The organism is Nocardioides anomalus, from assembly GCF_011046535.1.
GTDB lineage: Bacteria > Actinomycetota > Actinomycetes > Propionibacteriales > Nocardioidaceae > Nocardioides > Nocardioides anomalus.
In genome coordinates, this window is sequence record NZ_CP049257.1 from 426995 (window position 1) to 442351 (window position 15357).

The window sequence follows — 15357 nt, forward strand, 5'->3', positions numbered from 1 at the left end:
CGACCTCGAGCGGCTGGGCTGCGCCGAGCGGTGCCGGTCCCGGCCGACCAACGCGCCCGCGCGGTCCGGCTGACGCCGCGGCGCAGCGCGATGGTCGAGGCCACCCGGAGGATCCGCCGCGACCTCGAGGCCGAGGTGGTGGCGCGCGTCGGGCAGCGGAAGGCGGCGGCCGCGCGCGACGCCCTGGAAGGGCTGGTCGACGTGCTGGGGCTCGCTGAGCGGGTCAGCACGCGGACGGTGCCCGAGCCCTAGGTGACGACGACGCCCTCGCGGGCCAGGTGGCGCTCGGCGGCGCGGGCCGCGGGGTGGAGCACGACGGCCGCGACGACGACGATGCCGGCGATGACCAGCCAGCCCGGCGTACCCCACTCCATGGCCAGGTAGGTGTAGGCCGCGGGCGCCCAGACCGAGCCGAGGGTGAAGCCGAGCTGAGCGACGCCCTGGTACTCCCCGCGTCGGGCGGGGTCGGAGAGCTCGGCCTGGAGCCCCCACTCGCCGGCGGACTGGAAGAGCTCGGCGCCGGTCACGGTGACGTGGCCGATCCAGACGAGCGCGATGGTGAGCCAGCCGACCGTGTCGTGGGTGATGAGCACGATCGCGCAGGACAGCACGAAGAACGCCGCGCCGCGGCGCTCGGCGCGCAGGGAGTCGGCGATGGTGACCACGCCGCGGGCGGCGGCGACCTGGAGGAGCACGGCCATGACGGTGTTGGTGCCGAACAGCCAGGCCAGCAGCACCCGCGGCGCGTCGGTCTCCTCGACCAGCCAGAGCGGGATGACGACGTTGAGCAGCACCTGGTGGGTGCTGAGCACGCCGCCCATGGTGGCGGCGAGCACGAAGCCGCGGTTGCGCAACGCACTGCCCCCGGTCACGGCCTGCTCGACCGGGGTCTCCTCCTCGGCCTGCGGCGCGGTCGCGGGCAGCCGGGACACCAGGGTCGCGTTGAGGAGCAGCAGCACGGCGGTGGCCACCGGCACCAGCCGGACCACCTCGTCGCTGTCGGTGGCCAGGGCGACGCCGGCCAGCAGTGCGCCGAGGGTGTAGCCGACGTTGCGGGCCGCGCGGAAGTAGGCGTTGGACGCCACCCGCTGGTCGCGCGGGAAGACGTCGAAGCGGTAGGCGTTCCGCGCGGCCCGGCTGGCCGTCGACACCAGCTGCAGGGCGATGAGGGCGCCCAGGAACGTCGGCATCCCGCCGACCGCCAGCCAGGTCAGGTAGACCAGGGCCTCGAGCAGCGAGCTGACCGCCCAGACGCGCCTGGCGCCGTAGCGGTCCGAGAGCTTGCCCAGGGGTACGGCGAGCGCGAACGTCACGACGCCCGCCACGGTCAGGCCCAGCCCGACCTGGGCCGCGGAGAGCCCGACGATCTGGGTGAAGAAGACCGCGCTGCCGGTGAGGAAGACGCCGTCGCCGAAGGCGGAGAGCACCGACTGCACCGACAGACGGCGCACCAGCGGCGTGGGCCCGGCGATCCGGCGGAGGTCTCTCGGCATCGAGAGGAGGTTAGGTCGCTCCGCAGACGGCTTCCACCGGTTTGCGGCTCGGCGCGGCGCTGCTGCCGCGCAGCACCAGGGCCACGCCGGCCGCGGTCACCACCAGTCCGGCCATGGCGGCGGGCCCGATCCGGTCACCGAACTTCGCCCAGGCCCAGAGCATGGTGACCGGTGGGGACAGGTAGAGCCACGTGCTCGCGCTGGTCGCGCCCTGGGAGCGCAGCACGAACAGGTAGGAGCCGTAGCCGCCGAACGTCGACAGCACCACGACCCAGGCCACGGCGAACCAGAAGTCCCCGCCGGCCGGCACGGTCGGGTCGCCGAGGAGCAGGTTCAGCGTGGTGAAGCCGACCGTGGCCACGCTGGTCTGGATGGCGATGGACACCAGCAGCGACTCCGGCGGCTCCCAGCGCCGGCCGAGCAGGGTGCCGGCGCTGAGGCTCAGCACGCCGGCCAGGGGCAGCAGCACCCACCACCCGCCGACGCCCGCGGACAGGTCGCCGGCCACGACCACCCCGACGCCGACGAAGCCGGTGGCCAGGCCGGCCCACCCGGGGCCGCGCACCCGCTCGCCCAGGAGCGGCCCCGCGGCCACGGCGACGACCATCGGCTGCAGCGCTGCGACCAGCGCGGTCGTGCCGGCCGGGACGCCGCGCCCCACGGCGTACACCACCGGACCGAGGTAGCCGACCTGGGCCAGCACGCCGAGCAGCACCTGGCGCACCAGCACGTCGCGGCGGACCCGGCGGCCCAGGACCACGCACAGGGCAAGCAGCACCGGGCCGGCGATCAGGTAGCGCCACATCAGCAGCTCCAGGGCCGGCGCGGCCCGGGTGCCGAGCTCGGCGCCGACGAAGCCGGAGCTCCAGAACAGCACGTAGAGCGCTCCGGCGAGGAGGTGGGAACGGCGCATCCCGCCAGGTAACCACACCGGTCGGTATACTTTCAGTGTGGTGACCACGACCCGAGCCGAGAGGCCGCTGACCCCGGCCGGCGTCCGCCTGCGCGACGCGGCCAGCGACCTGTTCTACCGCCACGGCATCACCGCCGTCGGCGTGGAGCTGGTGGCCGAGCGCGCGGGGGTCACCAAGAAGACGCTCTACGACCGGTTCGGCTCCAAGGAGGGGCTGGTCGTGGCCTACCTCGAGCACCGGTGCCGGCGCTGGCAGGAGTACGTCGAGGCGTGGCTGGCCGACAGCCCGGCGACCGGGGTGGAGCGGGTGGTGGAGCCGTTCCGCGCGCTGGCCGCGTGGATGGCCGACAACGACCGCGGGTGTGGCTTCGCCAACGCCTACGCCGAGCTGGCCGGCACCGGCCACGCCGGGCTCGAGGTCATCGCCACCGAGAAGCGCTGGGTGCGCGGCCTGTACGCCGGGCTGGCCGCCGAGGCCGGCCTGCCCGAGCCGGAACGGGTCGGCGTCCGCCTGGCCCTGCTGCACGACGGCGCAATCGTGCACGCCACCGCCGGGCGCCACGACGACGCGGTGGCCGAGGCCCTCGAGACCGCGCGGCTGCTGGTCGGCGGCTGAGGCTCAGGTGAAGGCCGAGATCCCCGTCTCGGCCCGCCCGATGATGAGCTTCTGGACCTGGCTGGTGCCCTCGTAGAGGGTCATGACGCGGGCGTCGCGGAGGTACTTCGCGGCGGGGTACTCGTCGACGTAGCCAGCGCCGCCGTAGACCTGGATGCAGTGGTTGGCGGCGCGGACAGCGGCCTCGGAGGCGTAGAGCTTGGCCTTGGACGCCGCGATCCGGTAGTCGCCGCCGCGGTCGATGAGGTCGGCCGCCCGCCACACCAGCAGGCGCGCGGCGTCCGCGTCGAGCGACATGTCCGCGATCATGTCCTGGACCAGCTGGAAGCCGGCGATCTCGCGGCCGAACTGGGTCCGCTGGGTGGCGTACTCGACGGAGCTCTCCAGGCAGGCCTGCACCAGCCCGACGCACCCGGCGGCGACGGAGACCCGCCCCTTGTCGAGCGACGACATCGCGATCTTGAACCCCTGCCCCTCCTCGCCGAGGCGCGCTGACGCCGGCACGCGGACGTCGGTCAGGAACAGCTCGGCCGTGGCCTGGCCCCGCAGCCCGAGCTTGCCCTTGATCTCGCGGGCCTCGAAGCCGGGGGTGTCGGTCGGGACGAGGAACGCCGTGACCCCGCGCGGGCCGTCGTCGGAGGTGCGGGCGAAGACCAGCGCGACGTGGGCCCAGGTCCCGTTGGTGATGTAGAGCTTCTGGCCGTCCAGGACGTAGTCGTCGCCGTCGCGGACCGCCCGGCTGATGAGGTTGCCGGCGTCCGAGCCGGTGCCGGGCTCGGTCAGCCCGAAGCAGCCGAGCACCTCGGCGCTGGCGATGCCCGGCAGCCACTGCTGCTTCTGCTCCTCGGTGCCGAAGCCGAGGATCGACTTGCCCACCAGCCCGTTGGAGACCGAGACGATGCCGCGCAGCGCGGAGTCCGCGCGGCCGAGCTCCTCCATGCCGAGCACGTAGGTGACGTAGTCGCCGCCGAGCCCGCCGTACTCCTCGGGGATGGTGAGCCCGAAGAAGCCGAGCTCGGCCATCTTGGGGATGATCGCCAGGTCGACCGACTCGTCGCGGTCCCACTGCTGGCGGTGCGGGACGGCCTCCTTCTCCAGGAAGTCGCGGGCGCTCTGCCGGAACGCCTCCTGCTCGTCGGTGAGGCCGAGGTCAACCACGAGCGGCCGCCTGACGGGCGAGCTCGGCGCGGGCCAGCGAGGCCTTGTGGACCTCGTCGGGGCCGTCGGCGAAGCGGAGCGTGCGGATCGCGGCGTACGACGCGGCGAGGGGGAAGTCCTGTGAGAGGCCGCCGGCGCCGTGGGCCTGGATGGCGCGGTCCAGGATCTCCTGGACCACCTTCGGGGTGGCGATCTTGATGGCCTGGATCTCGGTGTGCGCGCCGCGGTTGCCGACGGTGTCCATCAGCCAGGCCGTCTTGAGGACCAGCAGCCGCAGCTGCTCGACGTTCACCCTGGCCTCGGCGATCCACTCGCGGATGACGCCCTGGCGGGCCAGCGGCTTGCCGAAGGCCACCCGGCTCTCGACGCGCTCGCACATCAGCTCGATGGCCCGCTCGGCCACGCCGAGGGCGCGCATGCAGTGGTGGATGCGGCCCGGGCCGAGGCGGGCCTGGGCGATGCCGAAGCCGTGGCCCTCCTCGCCGATCAGGTTGCTGGCCGGGACCCGGACGTCCTCGAAGCGCAGCTCGGCGTGCCCGCCGTGCTCGTGGTCGTCGTAGCCGAACACGCTCATCGGCCGGACCACGGTCAGCCCCGGGGTGTCGCGAGGGACCAGGACCATCGACTGCTGGCGGTGCCGCTCGGCGTCGGGGTCGGTCTTGCCCATCACGATGAAGATCTCGCACTCGGGGTTGACCGCCCCGGTGATCCACCACTTGCGGCCGTTGAGGACGTACTCGTCGCCGTCGCGCCGGATCGAGGTCTCGATGTTGGTGGCGTCGGAGGAGGCCACGTCGGGCTCGGTCATGGCGAACGCCGAGCGGATCTCGCCGTCGAGCAGCGGCCGCAGCCAGCGCGCCTTCTGCTCGTCGGTGCCGAACATGGCCAGCACCTCCATGTTCCCGGTGTCGGGCGCGGCGCAGTTGAGGGCCGGGGGAGCGAGGTGGCCGCTGCGCCCCGTGATCTCGGCGAGCGGGGCGTACTGGAGGTTGGTGAGCCCCGCGCCGGCGTACTCGCCGTGGCCCCCCGTGTGCGAGGAGTCGGGCAGGAACAGGTTCCAGAGCCCGCGCTCCTTGGCCTCGGCGCGCAGCTCCTGGAGGACGGGGACCGTCGACCAGGCGAAGCGGTCCTCGAGCCCGTCGAGCTGCTCGTGGAAGCCCGCCTCGGCCGGCTCGATGCGGGTGGCCATGAAGTCGAGCAGCTGCTCGCGCAGCTCCTGCGTGCGGTCGTCGAAGGCGAAGTCCACGTCAGTCCTCTCCGATGCTGTGCAGTCCGGCGGCGATGATGAGGTCGAACCCCTCGCCGATCCGGTCGAACCCCTCGCCGACCGTCTGGCCCTGGAGGTAGCGGTAGTGGATCCCCTCGAGGATCACCGCGAGCTTGTAGTAGGCCAGCCCCAGGTGGAAACCCATGTCGCCGGGCTCGCGGCCGCTGGCGGCGGTGTACGCCGCGAGCTGCTCGTCGTTGCCCGGCCAGCCCTGCGCCTTGGCCACGTCGGAGACCAGGTCGCCGCCCGCGCTCGCCCCGAGGGTCTCGTAGACCAACATCAGCGCGACGTCGGTGCGGGTGTCGCCCAGGGTGGCCATCTCCCAGTCGACGACCGCGTGGATCTCGTCGTCCTCGGCGCCCACCAGGCAGTTGTCGAGCCGGTAGTCGCCGTGCACGATCCCGACCGCGCTGGCGTCGGCCGACACCGCCTCGACGCGGGCGGTGAGCCTCCGGTGCAGCTCGTCGGCGTCCGGGTGCTCGCGCGTCTTCGAGCCCTCGAGCTGCTGACCCCAGCGGCGCACCTGCCGCTCCAGGAAGCCGTCCGGCTTGCCGAAGCCCTCCAGGCCGACCAGCCGCGGGTCCACCGCGTGCAGGGAGGCGAGCACCTCGACCAGCCGCCCGGCGATGGCCCGGGTGCGCTCGGGGCCGAGGGCGTCGAGCTCGCTGGCCCTCCGGTACGCCGAGCCGTCGACCTGCTCCATGACGTAGAACGGCGCACCCAGCACCGAGTCGTCCGTGCAGTGGGCGTACATCGTCGGCACCGGCACGTCGGTGCCCTCCAGGGCCGACATCGCGGTGTACTCGCGGCCCATGTCGTGCGCCGTGGCCTGCACGTGGCCCAGCGGCGGGCGCCGCACGATCCACCGCGACGCGCCGTCGGTGACCCGGTAGGTGAGGTTGGACTTGCCGCCCGCCACCAGCTCGGCGCGCAGTTCGCCGGCGATCTCGCCGGGCCGCTCGGCGTCGTACCAGTCCTTGAGCTTGGCCAGGTCGAGGCCCGGCAGGTCGTCGCTCACCGCGCCGCCCCGGTGACCTCGTCGACCTTGCCCTGGAGTCGCTGCATGCCGGCCAGCCAGGCGTCGGTGTCGGCCGCGCGGGCGGCGTAGTACTGCGCCACCTCCGGGTGCGGCAGGACCAGGAACCGGTCGCCGGCCGCGACCCACGCGTCGGCCACCTGCTCCGGCGTCAGGGCCGCGTCGCGGGTGAGCAGGTCCTTGAGCGGCCCGGCCTGCTCGAGCATCCGGGTCTGCACGCCCTGCGGGCAGATCGCCTGGACCGTGATCCCGCGGTGGCCGTAGGTCACGCTCAGCCACTCGGCGAACCCGACCGCCGCGTGCTTGGTCACGGAGTACGGCGCGGCGCCGATCATCGTCAGCAGCCCGGCGGCGCTCGCGGTCACCACGAACCTCCCGCCCCGGCCGTCCTCGAGCCAGCGCGGCACGAGCGTCCGCGCCGCCCGCACGTGCGACATCACGTTGGTCTCGAGCATCACCGCCCAGTCCTCGTCGGAGGCCTGGAGGCTGTCCGGCTGGGTGCGGTCGATGCCGGCGTTGGCCAGGAACACGTCGATGCGCCCGAGCGCCCCGGTCGCCACGTCGACCAGCTCCTCGACGCCGGCCGCGCTCGAGCAGTCGCCCGGCGCGGCCACCGCGCCCAGCTCCTCGGCCGTCCGCGCGCAGGCCTCCGCGTCGAGGTCGTTGACCACGACCCGCGCGCCCTCGGCCACCAGCCGCGCCGCCAGCGCCCGGCCGATCCCGCCACCGGCGCCCGTCACCACTGCTCCCGCGTCGCGCAGCTGCATCCCCCCCACCTTGGCACGCGACCCCACGGCGCCTGCGCCGGGTCTTCTGCGGTGGCTGAGGAGGGCGTGCTGCGCCCGTCTCGAAGCCGCGCAACCCGAGGCTGGGAGCCCAGCGGAGCCCAGTGGAGCCCGGCGCCTCGGTCACGTCGGCTTCGAGACGGTTGCTGCGCAACCTCCTCAGCCACCGGCGCGCACGCCAGGCGGTAGGAGGAGGAACGCAGATGCTGGAGAGGTTCACGCAGACGGCGCGGCGCGTCATGGCCGGGGCGCAGGAGCTCGCGGCCGAGGCCGGGGCCGCGGAGGTGCGCCCGGCGCACCTGCTCGCGGCGCTGGTGCGCACCGAGGACACGCTGGCGGTGGCGGTCCTGGCCCAGCTGGGGGCGCCGCCCGGCGAGCTGCAGCGGGTGGTGGCCGGGCTGAGCGCGCAGTACGCCGACGGTCTCGACGCCGAGGACGCGGCGGCGCAGGCGCTGCTGGGCATCGACCTCGACGACGTGATCGGGCGCATGGACCGGGACCTGGGCGGGGTGCCGGGCCGGCCGGCGTACGGACGGGGGCGGCAGCGCTTCGGCTCCGGTGCGAAGAAGGTGCTGGAGCTCTCGCTGCGTGAGGCGGTGCGCCTGCGGGACGGGTTCATCGGCAGCGAGCACCTGCTGCTCGGGCTGGTGCGGCAGGACGACGCGGTGACGCGGGCGACGCTCGAGGCGTTCGACCTGACCGGCGACGCCGTTGCGGCGGGCGGTCGACGAGGCGGACCGCCGGGCCGGCCAGTCCCGGCGCCCGGGTCGAACTCGCACCTCGTTGTCCCGGGCTGCCCGGGGCTTCCGCCGTGGGGGCCGGGTCGCCCGTCGCCGGAGGGTGGGGCCATGACGCAGACGCAGCAGCAGCCGTGGCCGACCCAGCTCACCCTCCCGGGTCAGGCGGCCGCCCCCGAGGGCCCGGTGGACATGGTCAACATGTACGTCTTCCACTTCGCCTTCCGACGTGACCTCGGCCGCTTCCTCGACGTCGTGCCGGGTACGCCGGTCGAGGACGCGGCAGCGTGGCGGCGGCTGGCCGGCCGGTGGGACCTGTTCGCCGACCAGCTGCACCACCACCACGAGGCCGAGGACGCCGTGCTCTGGCCGTGGCTCCGCGAGCGGGTCTCCGGCGCCGACCTGGTGGTCCTCGACGCGATGGCGTCCGAGCACGACGCCATCGACCCGGCGCTGGCCGCGGTGGCGCCGGCGTTCCAGGCCCTCACCGCGGGGCCGGACGCCGACGCCAAGGCCGCGCTGGTGGCGGCGCTCCACGAGGCGCACGCCTGCCTGGACCGCCACCTCGCGCACGAGGAGACCGACGCCATCCGCATCATGCAGGCGGTGATGAGCGACGCCGACTGGAAGGCGCTGGAGAAGCGCTTCGGCGAGGGCCAGCCGAAGTCGGGTGTCCTCGTGATGGTGCCGTGGGCGCTGGACGGTCTCGCGCCCCGCGACCTCGACGCGGTGCTCGGCCGCGCGCCGCTGCCGCTGCGCGTGCTCCGGCGGGTGCTGGCCCCCGGCTTCGCCCGCCGCGAGCGCGAGGTCTTCGGGAGCTGAGCCTCGGCCCCGATCAGTCGGGCACGGCCTGGCTGGACGCGGCGATGTTGACGCTGATGCGCGGGCCGGCCGGCGTGGCCTGCTTGGGCACGCAGTGGCGCCAGTCGGTCTGGCAGCGCCCGCCCATCACGACGAGGTCCCCGGCCAGCGGCTGGAACACCGTGCTCGGCCCGCCCGCGGTCGGCCGGATGAGGAAGCGCCGGGCCGCGCCCAGGCTCAGCACCGGCACGATGCACTCGCGCCTGCGCGTCGACGCCCCGTCGCCGTGCCAGCCCGTGCTGTCGCGGTGGTCGCGGTAGAGGTTGAGCCACAGCCGGTCGTACTCGACCCCGTAGTGGCGCGTCAGCGCCGCCGCCACCGTCCGCAGGAACGCCGGCGCGTCGGCCAGGTCGGGGTACTCCGCGGTCAGCCGCGGCTCCGTGACCCGCTCGGCGTACATCCACCGCTCGCGCTGCTCCCACCCCGCCACCCGCAGGAGCTCGTCGAAGAGCAGGTCGGCGCCGCTCAGCCAGCCCGGCACGTGCTCGACCCACGAGTGCGCGTCGAGCGGCACGCGGTGGGCCGTCGCGAACGTCTCGTCCACGCCCGGCCCCCGGTCACCGGCGGGGTCGCCGAACAGGGGGAGCGCGGCGTCGGTCACCTGATCACGTCTACCAGCGGCCACCGACAGCGCCCGGGCCTACGCTCGGTGCCGTGCGCATCGACCTCGACGGCAGGACGGCTCTGGTCACCGGCTCGACGCAGGGCATCGGCCTGGCCATCGCCCGCACCCTGGCGAGCGCCGGCGCGCGGGTGGGTGTCAACGGTCGCTCGGAGGAGTCGGTACGCCGCGCCGTGGGCGAGCTGCGCGAGGGGTTGCCCGACGCCGACCTGGTCGAGGTCGCCGCGGACGTGACCACCGAGGAGGGCGCCGACGCCGCGCTGGCCGCCCTCGGCGACGTCGACGTCCTGGTCAACAACCTCGGCATCTTCGAGGCCCGGCCGGCGCTGGAGATCACCGACGAGGAGTGGCGCACCTACTTCGAGGTCAACGTGCTCGCCGGCGTCCGCCTGACCCGCGCCGTGCTGCCCGGCATGACCGACCGCGGCTGGGGCCGGGTGCTCTTCGTGGCCAGCGACTCGGCGGTGGTGATCCCGGCCGAGATGGTGCACTACGGCATGTCCAAGACCGCGCTGCTCGCCGTCTCCCGCGGCTTCGCCAAGGCCGCGGCCGGCACCGGTGTCACCGTCAACTCCGTCATCGCCGGGCCGACCCACACCGGCGGCGTCGAGGACTTCGTGCGCAGCCTGGTCGGCGACGACCTGCCCTGGGAGGAGGCCCAGCAGACCTTCATGCGCGAGCACCGCCCGCAGTCGCTCATCCAGCGTCTCATCGAGCCCGAGGAGATCGCGAACCTCGTGGCCTACCTGGCCTCACCGCTGTCCTCCGCCACCACCGGCGGCGCCCTGCGGGTCGACGGGGGCTACGTGGACGCGATCCTGCCCTGAGGCTCTGCGGGACGGGCCCGCCTGCGCTCCCACAGCCCGCACAGCACCATCACGATCCCGGCCAGCACACCACCGGCCAGCACGTCGACGACGTAGTGCTCGGCGTAGTAGACCAGCGTCACGCACATGGCCAACGGGTAGAGAACGAGCAGGAAGCGCAGCGCGGTGCGCAGCCGCCAGATGCCGTACATCGCCACCAGGAAGGTGATGCCGGCGTGCAGCGAGGGCATGGCGGCCACGGGGTTGCCGACGCCCTGGAGGACCAGGTCGAAGCGGCCCAGTCCGAGGTCGCGCCAGCCCCGACCGGTGAGCCGGGGGAGCGCCTGGCCGATGTAGCCCTCCTCCGAGGCCATCCACGGCGGCGCCATCGGGTAGAGGATGTAGACGATGAGGGCACCGAAGTTGATGAGCACGTAGCGGCGCATCCAGCGCAGCCACTCCTCGCGCTTGCGCACCCACAGCACGGCGGCGATGGTCAGCCCGGTGAGGAAGTGGCTGGCGTAGACGGTGGTGAAGAAGACGTCGTACCACCGCGGGTCGCTGGTGCGCAGGCACGGGTCGCCGCACAGGTGGTCCTGCAGGATCGACGTGGGCAGCCGCCCGCCGCCGCCGACCAGGCGCGAGAACTCCTCGTCGAAGCGGATCGGCATGGTCACGTGGACCGGCAGCCCGAGCTCGTCGGTCAGGCCGCGGCTGTAGAAGTAGATGATCAGCCCGACCATCGGGATCGACCAGTCGCGCACGAAGCGCAGGTGGTAGCGCCACGGCGCCTCGACGTTCCACGCGATGGTGCCGAACCACAGCCACACGAACACCGACACGGTGTCGTTGGGGATGCCCAGGAACTCCGAGTAGGTCACGAGCAGGATCGCGTAGACGACCATCGCGACGACCCGCACCGGGCGCCGGGTGACGGGTGGCAGGTCCGCTGGCACCGAGGCGGACGTGTCCTCCTCGGTGCCCTGAGCCATGGGGCGCACTCTAGGCGAGCGTCCTACTCGAGCGGGTCGAGCCCCTCGTACGTCGTGACGCCCGAGGCCAGCTCCCTGAGGTGGTGGCCGCCGTCGCCGAGCAGGTGGTCGAGCGCGGTGAGGTAGGCCAGGTGCATGCCGACGGAGTACTCCATCGTCACCGCGATGCCGCCGTGCAGCTGGACCGCCTCCTGGCCGATGTGGCGCCCCGCGGTCGAGACCTGCACCGAGACCCGGCGGGCGGCGTCGGCCACCGCGACGGGGTCGCCCGCGGCCACGACCATGGTGGCCCAGTCGACCATCGAGTGCGTCAGCTCGAGCGAGACGTACATGTCGGCGGCGCGGAAGGTGAGCGCCTGGAACGTCGCCAGGGGCACGCCGAACTGCTTGCGGCTGCGGAGGTACTCCGTGGTGGTCGGGAGCAGGAACTGCATCGAGCCCAGCGCCTGGTTGGCGGCCATCACGCGGGTGATGTCCTGCACGGTGGCGATGCTCGCGGTGACGTCGGCGCCGGGCTCGCCCAGTGGGGTCGCGGCGGTGGCGTCGAAGGCGATCCGAGCGGCCCGCGTCCCGTCGTACGTCGGGTAGCCGGTGCGCTCGGCCGCGTCGCCGTCGACCAGGAAGAGGCCCGTCCCACCGGAGGGCAGCGCGGCGGAGACCACGAGCCGGTCGGCGCGGGCGCCGTGCGGGACCGGCTCCTTGACGCCGCTCAGCCTCCACGCGTCGCCGTCCTGGGCGGCCGTGACGCCGGTGGCCGAGGGGCTCCAGCGCTGCCCGGGCTCGTCGTGGGCGAAGGCCAGCACCGACTCGCCGGCGGACAGTGCGCCCAGCACCTCCTGGCGCTGCTCGCCCGTGCCGACGGCGGACACGAGCCCACCGGCCAGCACCACGGAGGTGAGGAACGGCTCGGGCGCGATGACCCGGCCGAGCTCCTGGCACACGATGCCGATCTCGACGGGACCGGCGCCCACGCCGCCGTCCTCCTCGGCGAAGGGCAGCCCGAGCAGCCCCATCTCGGCCATCCGCGCCCACTGCTTCTCGTCGAAGCCGGGGTCGTCGCCGACGGCCCGGCGCCGCTGCTCGTAGTCGCTGTAGGCCTTGCCGACCAGGCCGCGGACGGCCTCGCGCAGCGCGTCCTGCTCGTCGTCGTACAGGAAGTCCATGGAAGTTCCGTCCCCCTCAGAGACCGAGGATGCCGCGGCTGATGATCTGGCGCTGCACCTCGTTGGAGCCGCCGTAGATCGAGGCCTTGCGCAGGTTGAGGTACGTCGGGCCGGCGAGCCGCTGCCACTCGTCCAGCGCGGAGTCGTTGCCCGCGCCGCTGGCCAGGGCCCCGGGGCCGGCCAGGTCGACGACCAGCTCGCTCACGGCCTGCTGGAGCTCGCTGCCCTTGAGCTTGAGCACCGAGGAGGCGGGGTGCGGCTTGCCGTCGGCGGAGTTGGCGGCCACGCGCATCGCGGTCAGCTCGAGGGCGAGCAGCTCGTTCTCGAGGGTGGCGATCCGGGCCCGCAGCAGCGGGTCGTCGGCGTAGCGGTCCTCGGCCAGCTGCTTGATCCGCACGAGCACGCGCTTGCTGAGCCCGGACGGCGCGACGCCGACCCGTTCGTTGCCGAGCAGGAACTTCGCGATGCCCCAGCCGCCGTTGAGCTCGCCCACCAGGTTGGCGCCCGGCACGCGGACGTCGGAGAACCAGACCTCGTTGACCTCGTGCCCGCCGTCGATGAGCTGGATGGGACGGACCTCGAGGCCCTCGCTCTGCATGTCGATGAGCAGCATCGAGATGCCGGCCTGCTTCTTGGCGTCCGGGTCGGTGCGGACCAGGGTGAAGATCCAGTCGCCGTACTGGCCCAGCGTGGTCCACGTCTTCTGGCCGTTGACGATCCAGTCGTCGCCGTCCTTGACCGCGGTGGTGCGCAGCCCGGCCAGGTCGGAGCCGGCGTCGGGCTCGGAGAAGCCCTGGCTCCACCAGATGTCGAGGTTCGCCGTCTTGGGCAGGAATTCCTGCTTCTGCTCCTCGGTGCCGAACTGGGCGATGACCGGCCCGATCATCCCGGTGTTGAAGGCCAGGGGAGTGGGCACGAACGCACGTTCCATCTCCTCGTGCCAGATGTGGAACTGCAGCTCGCTCCAGTCTTGCCCGCCGTACTCCACCGGCCAGCGCGGCACGGCGTAGCCGGCGGCGTTGAGCGTCTGCTGGGCCTCCACGATCTGGTCGCGGGTCAGCTCGCGGCCGGCCGCCACCGTGTCGCGGATGTCCTGGGACACCTTGGTCGTGAAGAACGCGCGCATCTCGTCGCGGAACGCGCGCTCCTCCTCGGACAGGCTGAGCTGCACGGCACCCCCTGGTGGCTCGACTGGTCTGGCTACTCGTCAGTACACACCATCTCGCAACACCACCGGCGCCCGGAGCGTTGATGATGCATGGAGAGCTCGCCGATGGCCGAGGTGCGAGGGCGTCCTGCGCCCGAGCCTCGAGGCCTGGTGCGTCGAGGACGGGAGTCGCGGGTGGCCGAGAGCGCTCCGGACTTCGACGCCTGGGTCGCCGCGCGCGGTCCGGCGCTGCTGCGCCTGGCCTACACGCTGACCGGCAACCGGGCCGACGCCGAGGACGTCGTGCAGGAGGCGCTGGCCCGCGCCCTGCCCCGCTGGGGCCGGATCGGCCAGGTCGCCGATGTCGACGCCTACGTGCGCCGGATGGTGCTCAACGCCCACACGTCGTGGTGGCGCACGTTCCGCCGCCGCGAGTCCCCGGTGGCCGAGGTCCGCGACACCGCGCTGCTGCCGTCCGGTCCCGAGGGCCTCGACCTGTGGGCCGCCTGCCAGGCCCTGCCCGAGCCGCAGCGGACCGCCGTGGTGCTGCGCTACTACGAACAGCTGGAGTACGCCGAGATCGCCGACCTCACCGGCGTCCGGGAGGGGTCGGTGCGCTCGCGGGTCTCCCGCGGCCTGGCCGCCCTGCGCGAGCAGATGGGAGCCGAGGATGAGTGACCTGGAGCAGCGGCTGAGCGAGGTGCTGCACCGCGGCGCCGAGGCCGCCCCCGACGCCACGGGGCTGGCCGGCGCCGCCCGGACCCGGGCCCGGCAGCGCCGGCGCACCCGCCTGGCCGGTGCCGCGGCCGTCGTGGCCCTCGCCGTCGCCGCCCCCACCGCGTGGGTGCTCGGCACCGGCGGCGATCCCGACCGGTCCGTCGACCCGCAGCGCACGGCCGCCGACCCGGGGGCCGGCGACGAGGGCTTCCGCTGGGAGAGCTGGCACGGCGTCACCGTGCAGGTCCCGGACACCTGGGCGCCCGGCGCCCTGTCGACCTGGTGCCTCACCGCCGACGAGCCGGTGCCGCACGTGCAGCGACCCGGTGGTGCGACGGCCGCGATCGCCTGCAGCCCGCAGCAGACCTACGGCCTGTCCTTCCAGGAGGTCGACGCCGGGGCGGACTTCGCCTGGCCGGTGGTCCACCAGGCCGGCGGTGGCTGGCCGGAGGAGAACGTCGTCGGGGGCCGCGGCATCGGCGGCGTCCTCATCACCGTCGCGACCCGCGAGGAGACGCTGGCCCAGCGCATCCTGGACTCCGCGCACGCCATCGGGCCGGACGGCGACCCGAACGGCTGCACCAGCCGTCTCGGCGGCGACCCGGTCGCGGCGCCCGAGGGCGCCCTGTCGGTCTGCCGGTACGACGACACGGGGCTGCTCGAGCAGAGCGAGGCCCTCGTCGGTCAGCCGGCCGGCGACGCGGTCCGCGCCCTCCAGGCCGCGCCGCCGGCGGGTGCCGAGGGGTGCACCGACGCCAGCTCGGCCAGCCAGCCGCACGGCGTGGTGCTGCTGCGCGCGGCCGGGACGAGCGCCCGGGTCGACCTGGTCCCCGACTGCGCGCGGGTCACCGTCGACGGCGACGTCCGCACGCTGACCTCCGACGTCCTCTACTGGGCGCTCTCGCCGGGCTGGTCCGGGGACGCCACCGGGCTGCCCTTGCCAGCACAGCTGCGCCAGCAGTAGACACAGTCATGGTCGCGGCGCGCAGGGTCTTCGTCGCGCTGCTGGTGATCGGGCTGGTGGCGGCGGCGGTCGCCGGCTAC

At 73.7% G+C, this 15357-nt stretch carries 16 protein-coding genes; 6 read left to right on the forward strand and 10 right to left on the reverse strand.

Features of this window, described 5'->3' with window-relative positions:
- Positions 1-30: 30 nt before the first annotated feature.
- Positions 31-252, forward strand: a complete 222-nt coding sequence (locus tag G5V58_RS02305) for a hypothetical protein (RefSeq protein WP_165227608.1) — start codon at positions 31-33, stop codon at positions 250-252.
- Here G5V58_RS02305 and G5V58_RS02310 read toward each other — a convergent pair.
- Together G5V58_RS02310 and G5V58_RS02315 are read right to left on the reverse strand one after the other, a co-directional pair.
- On the reverse strand, positions 249-1493 hold the full coding sequence (locus tag G5V58_RS02310; protein WP_165228406.1) for an MFS transporter: 1245 nt from the start codon (positions 1491-1493) through the stop codon (positions 249-251). The genes G5V58_RS02305 and G5V58_RS02310 overlap by 4 nt on opposite strands.
- A gap of 10 nt (positions 1494-1503) precedes the next feature.
- On the reverse strand, positions 1504-2406 hold the full coding sequence (locus G5V58_RS02315) for a DMT family transporter (protein ID WP_165228408.1): 903 nt from the start codon (positions 2404-2406) through the stop codon (positions 1504-1506).
- 40 nt (positions 2407-2446) lie between these two features.
- Here G5V58_RS02315 and G5V58_RS02320 point away from each other — a divergent pair, with 40 nt between their 5' ends.
- The gene (locus G5V58_RS02320) at positions 2447-3022 is read left to right on the forward strand and encodes a TetR/AcrR family transcriptional regulator (RefSeq protein WP_165228410.1); all 576 of its coding nucleotides are present in this window, start codon (positions 2447-2449) and stop codon (positions 3020-3022) included.
- A gap of 3 nt (positions 3023-3025) precedes the next feature.
- Here the strand turns inward: G5V58_RS02320 and G5V58_RS02325 are convergent, their stop codons facing one another.
- Genes G5V58_RS02325 through G5V58_RS02340 form a run of 4 tightly spaced genes read right to left on the reverse strand, consistent with a single transcriptional unit; the run spans position 3026 to position 7250 of the window.
- Positions 3026-4180 (reverse strand): acyl-CoA dehydrogenase family protein, encoded by a 1155-nt coding sequence (locus tag G5V58_RS02325; protein WP_165228412.1) that lies wholly within the window; start codon positions 4178-4180, stop codon positions 3026-3028.
- Positions 4173-5426 (reverse strand): acyl-CoA dehydrogenase family protein, encoded by a 1254-nt coding sequence (locus tag G5V58_RS02330; RefSeq protein WP_165228414.1) that lies wholly within the window; start codon positions 5424-5426, stop codon positions 4173-4175. Before G5V58_RS02330 ends, G5V58_RS02325 begins: the two co-directional genes overlap by 8 nt.
- Position 5427: 1 nt before the next feature.
- Complete coding sequence (locus G5V58_RS02335; RefSeq protein WP_165228416.1) at positions 5428-6465, reverse strand: phosphotransferase family protein; 1038 nt, start codon at positions 6463-6465, stop codon at positions 5428-5430.
- Positions 6462-7250 (reverse strand): SDR family NAD(P)-dependent oxidoreductase, encoded by a 789-nt coding sequence (locus G5V58_RS02340; protein ID WP_165228418.1) that lies wholly within the window; start codon positions 7248-7250, stop codon positions 6462-6464. The genes G5V58_RS02335 and G5V58_RS02340 overlap by 4 nt, the downstream gene beginning before the upstream one ends.
- Before the next feature lie 221 nt (positions 7251-7471).
- Here G5V58_RS02340 and G5V58_RS02345 point away from each other — a divergent pair, with 221 nt between their 5' ends.
- On the forward strand, positions 7472-8827 hold the full coding sequence (locus G5V58_RS02345) for a hemerythrin domain-containing protein (protein WP_165228420.1): 1356 nt from the start codon (positions 7472-7474) through the stop codon (positions 8825-8827).
- A gap of 13 nt (positions 8828-8840) precedes the next feature.
- On the opposite strand, the gene G5V58_RS02350 is transcribed toward G5V58_RS02345, so the two are convergent.
- The gene (locus tag G5V58_RS02350) at positions 8841-9467 is read right to left on the reverse strand and encodes an alpha-ketoglutarate-dependent dioxygenase AlkB (protein WP_165228422.1); all 627 of its coding nucleotides are present in this window, start codon (positions 9465-9467) and stop codon (positions 8841-8843) included.
- A 53-nt stretch (positions 9468-9520) separates the two neighbouring features.
- Between G5V58_RS02350 and G5V58_RS02355 the strand changes: the two genes are divergently transcribed.
- A complete protein-coding gene (locus tag G5V58_RS02355; protein WP_165228424.1) occupies positions 9521-10315 on the forward strand; it encodes an SDR family NAD(P)-dependent oxidoreductase in 795 nt (264 codons plus the stop codon).
- Here the strand turns inward: G5V58_RS02355 and G5V58_RS02360 are convergent.
- From G5V58_RS02360 to G5V58_RS02370, 3 genes are read right to left on the reverse strand one after another with little or no spacing between them, the layout of a single operon-like run.
- Positions 10291-11286 carry a phosphatase PAP2 family protein gene (locus G5V58_RS02360; protein ID WP_165228426.1) on the reverse strand — a complete coding sequence of 332 codons (996 nt, stop codon included), beginning with the start codon at positions 11284-11286 and terminating at the stop codon, positions 10291-10293. The genes G5V58_RS02355 and G5V58_RS02360 overlap by 25 nt on opposite strands.
- Before the next feature lie 23 nt (positions 11287-11309).
- Positions 11310-12449 (reverse strand): acyl-CoA dehydrogenase family protein, encoded by a 1140-nt coding sequence (locus G5V58_RS02365; protein ID WP_165228428.1) that lies wholly within the window; start codon positions 12447-12449, stop codon positions 11310-11312.
- A gap of 16 nt (positions 12450-12465) precedes the next feature.
- The gene (locus G5V58_RS02370) at positions 12466-13620 is read right to left on the reverse strand and encodes an acyl-CoA dehydrogenase family protein (protein WP_165228430.1); all 1155 of its coding nucleotides are present in this window, start codon (positions 13618-13620) and stop codon (positions 12466-12468) included.
- Positions 13621-13791: 171 nt separating this feature from the next.
- On the opposite strand from G5V58_RS02370, the gene G5V58_RS02375 reads away from it, so the two are divergent.
- Positions 13792-14274 carry a SigE family RNA polymerase sigma factor gene (locus G5V58_RS02375; RefSeq protein ID WP_230487014.1) on the forward strand — a complete coding sequence of 161 codons (483 nt, stop codon included), beginning with the start codon at positions 13792-13794 and terminating at the stop codon, positions 14272-14274.
- Positions 14267-15277, forward strand: a complete 1011-nt coding sequence (locus G5V58_RS02380; protein ID WP_165228432.1) for a hypothetical protein — start codon at positions 14267-14269, stop codon at positions 15275-15277. Before G5V58_RS02375 ends, G5V58_RS02380 begins: the two co-directional genes overlap by 8 nt.
- The last annotated feature ends 80 nt before the right edge of the window (positions 15278-15357 follow it).

Coding starts and splice junctions, on each gene's coding strand:
- G5V58_RS02310 (WP_165228406.1), bottom strand. CDS start 1,493: ATGCCGAGAGACCTCCGCCGGATCGCCGGGCCCACGCCGCTGGTGCGC.
- G5V58_RS02315 (WP_165228408.1), bottom strand. CDS start 2,406: ATGCGCCGTTCCCACCTCCTCGCCGGAGCGCTCTACGTGCTGTTCTGG.
- G5V58_RS02340 (WP_165228418.1), bottom strand. CDS start 7,250: ATGCAGCTGCGCGACGCGGGAGCAGTGGTGACGGGCGCCGGTGGCGGG.
- G5V58_RS02345 (WP_165228420.1), top strand. CDS start 7,472: ATGCTGGAGAGGTTCACGCAGACGGCGCGGCGCGTCATGGCCGGGGCG.
- G5V58_RS02360 (WP_165228426.1), bottom strand. CDS start 11,286: ATGGCTCAGGGCACCGAGGAGGACACGTCCGCCTCGGTGCCAGCGGAC.
- G5V58_RS02365 (WP_165228428.1), bottom strand. CDS start 12,449: ATGGACTTCCTGTACGACGACGAGCAGGACGCGCTGCGCGAGGCCGTC.
- G5V58_RS02380 (WP_165228432.1), top strand. CDS start 14,267: ATGAGTGACCTGGAGCAGCGGCTGAGCGAGGTGCTGCACCGCGGCGCC.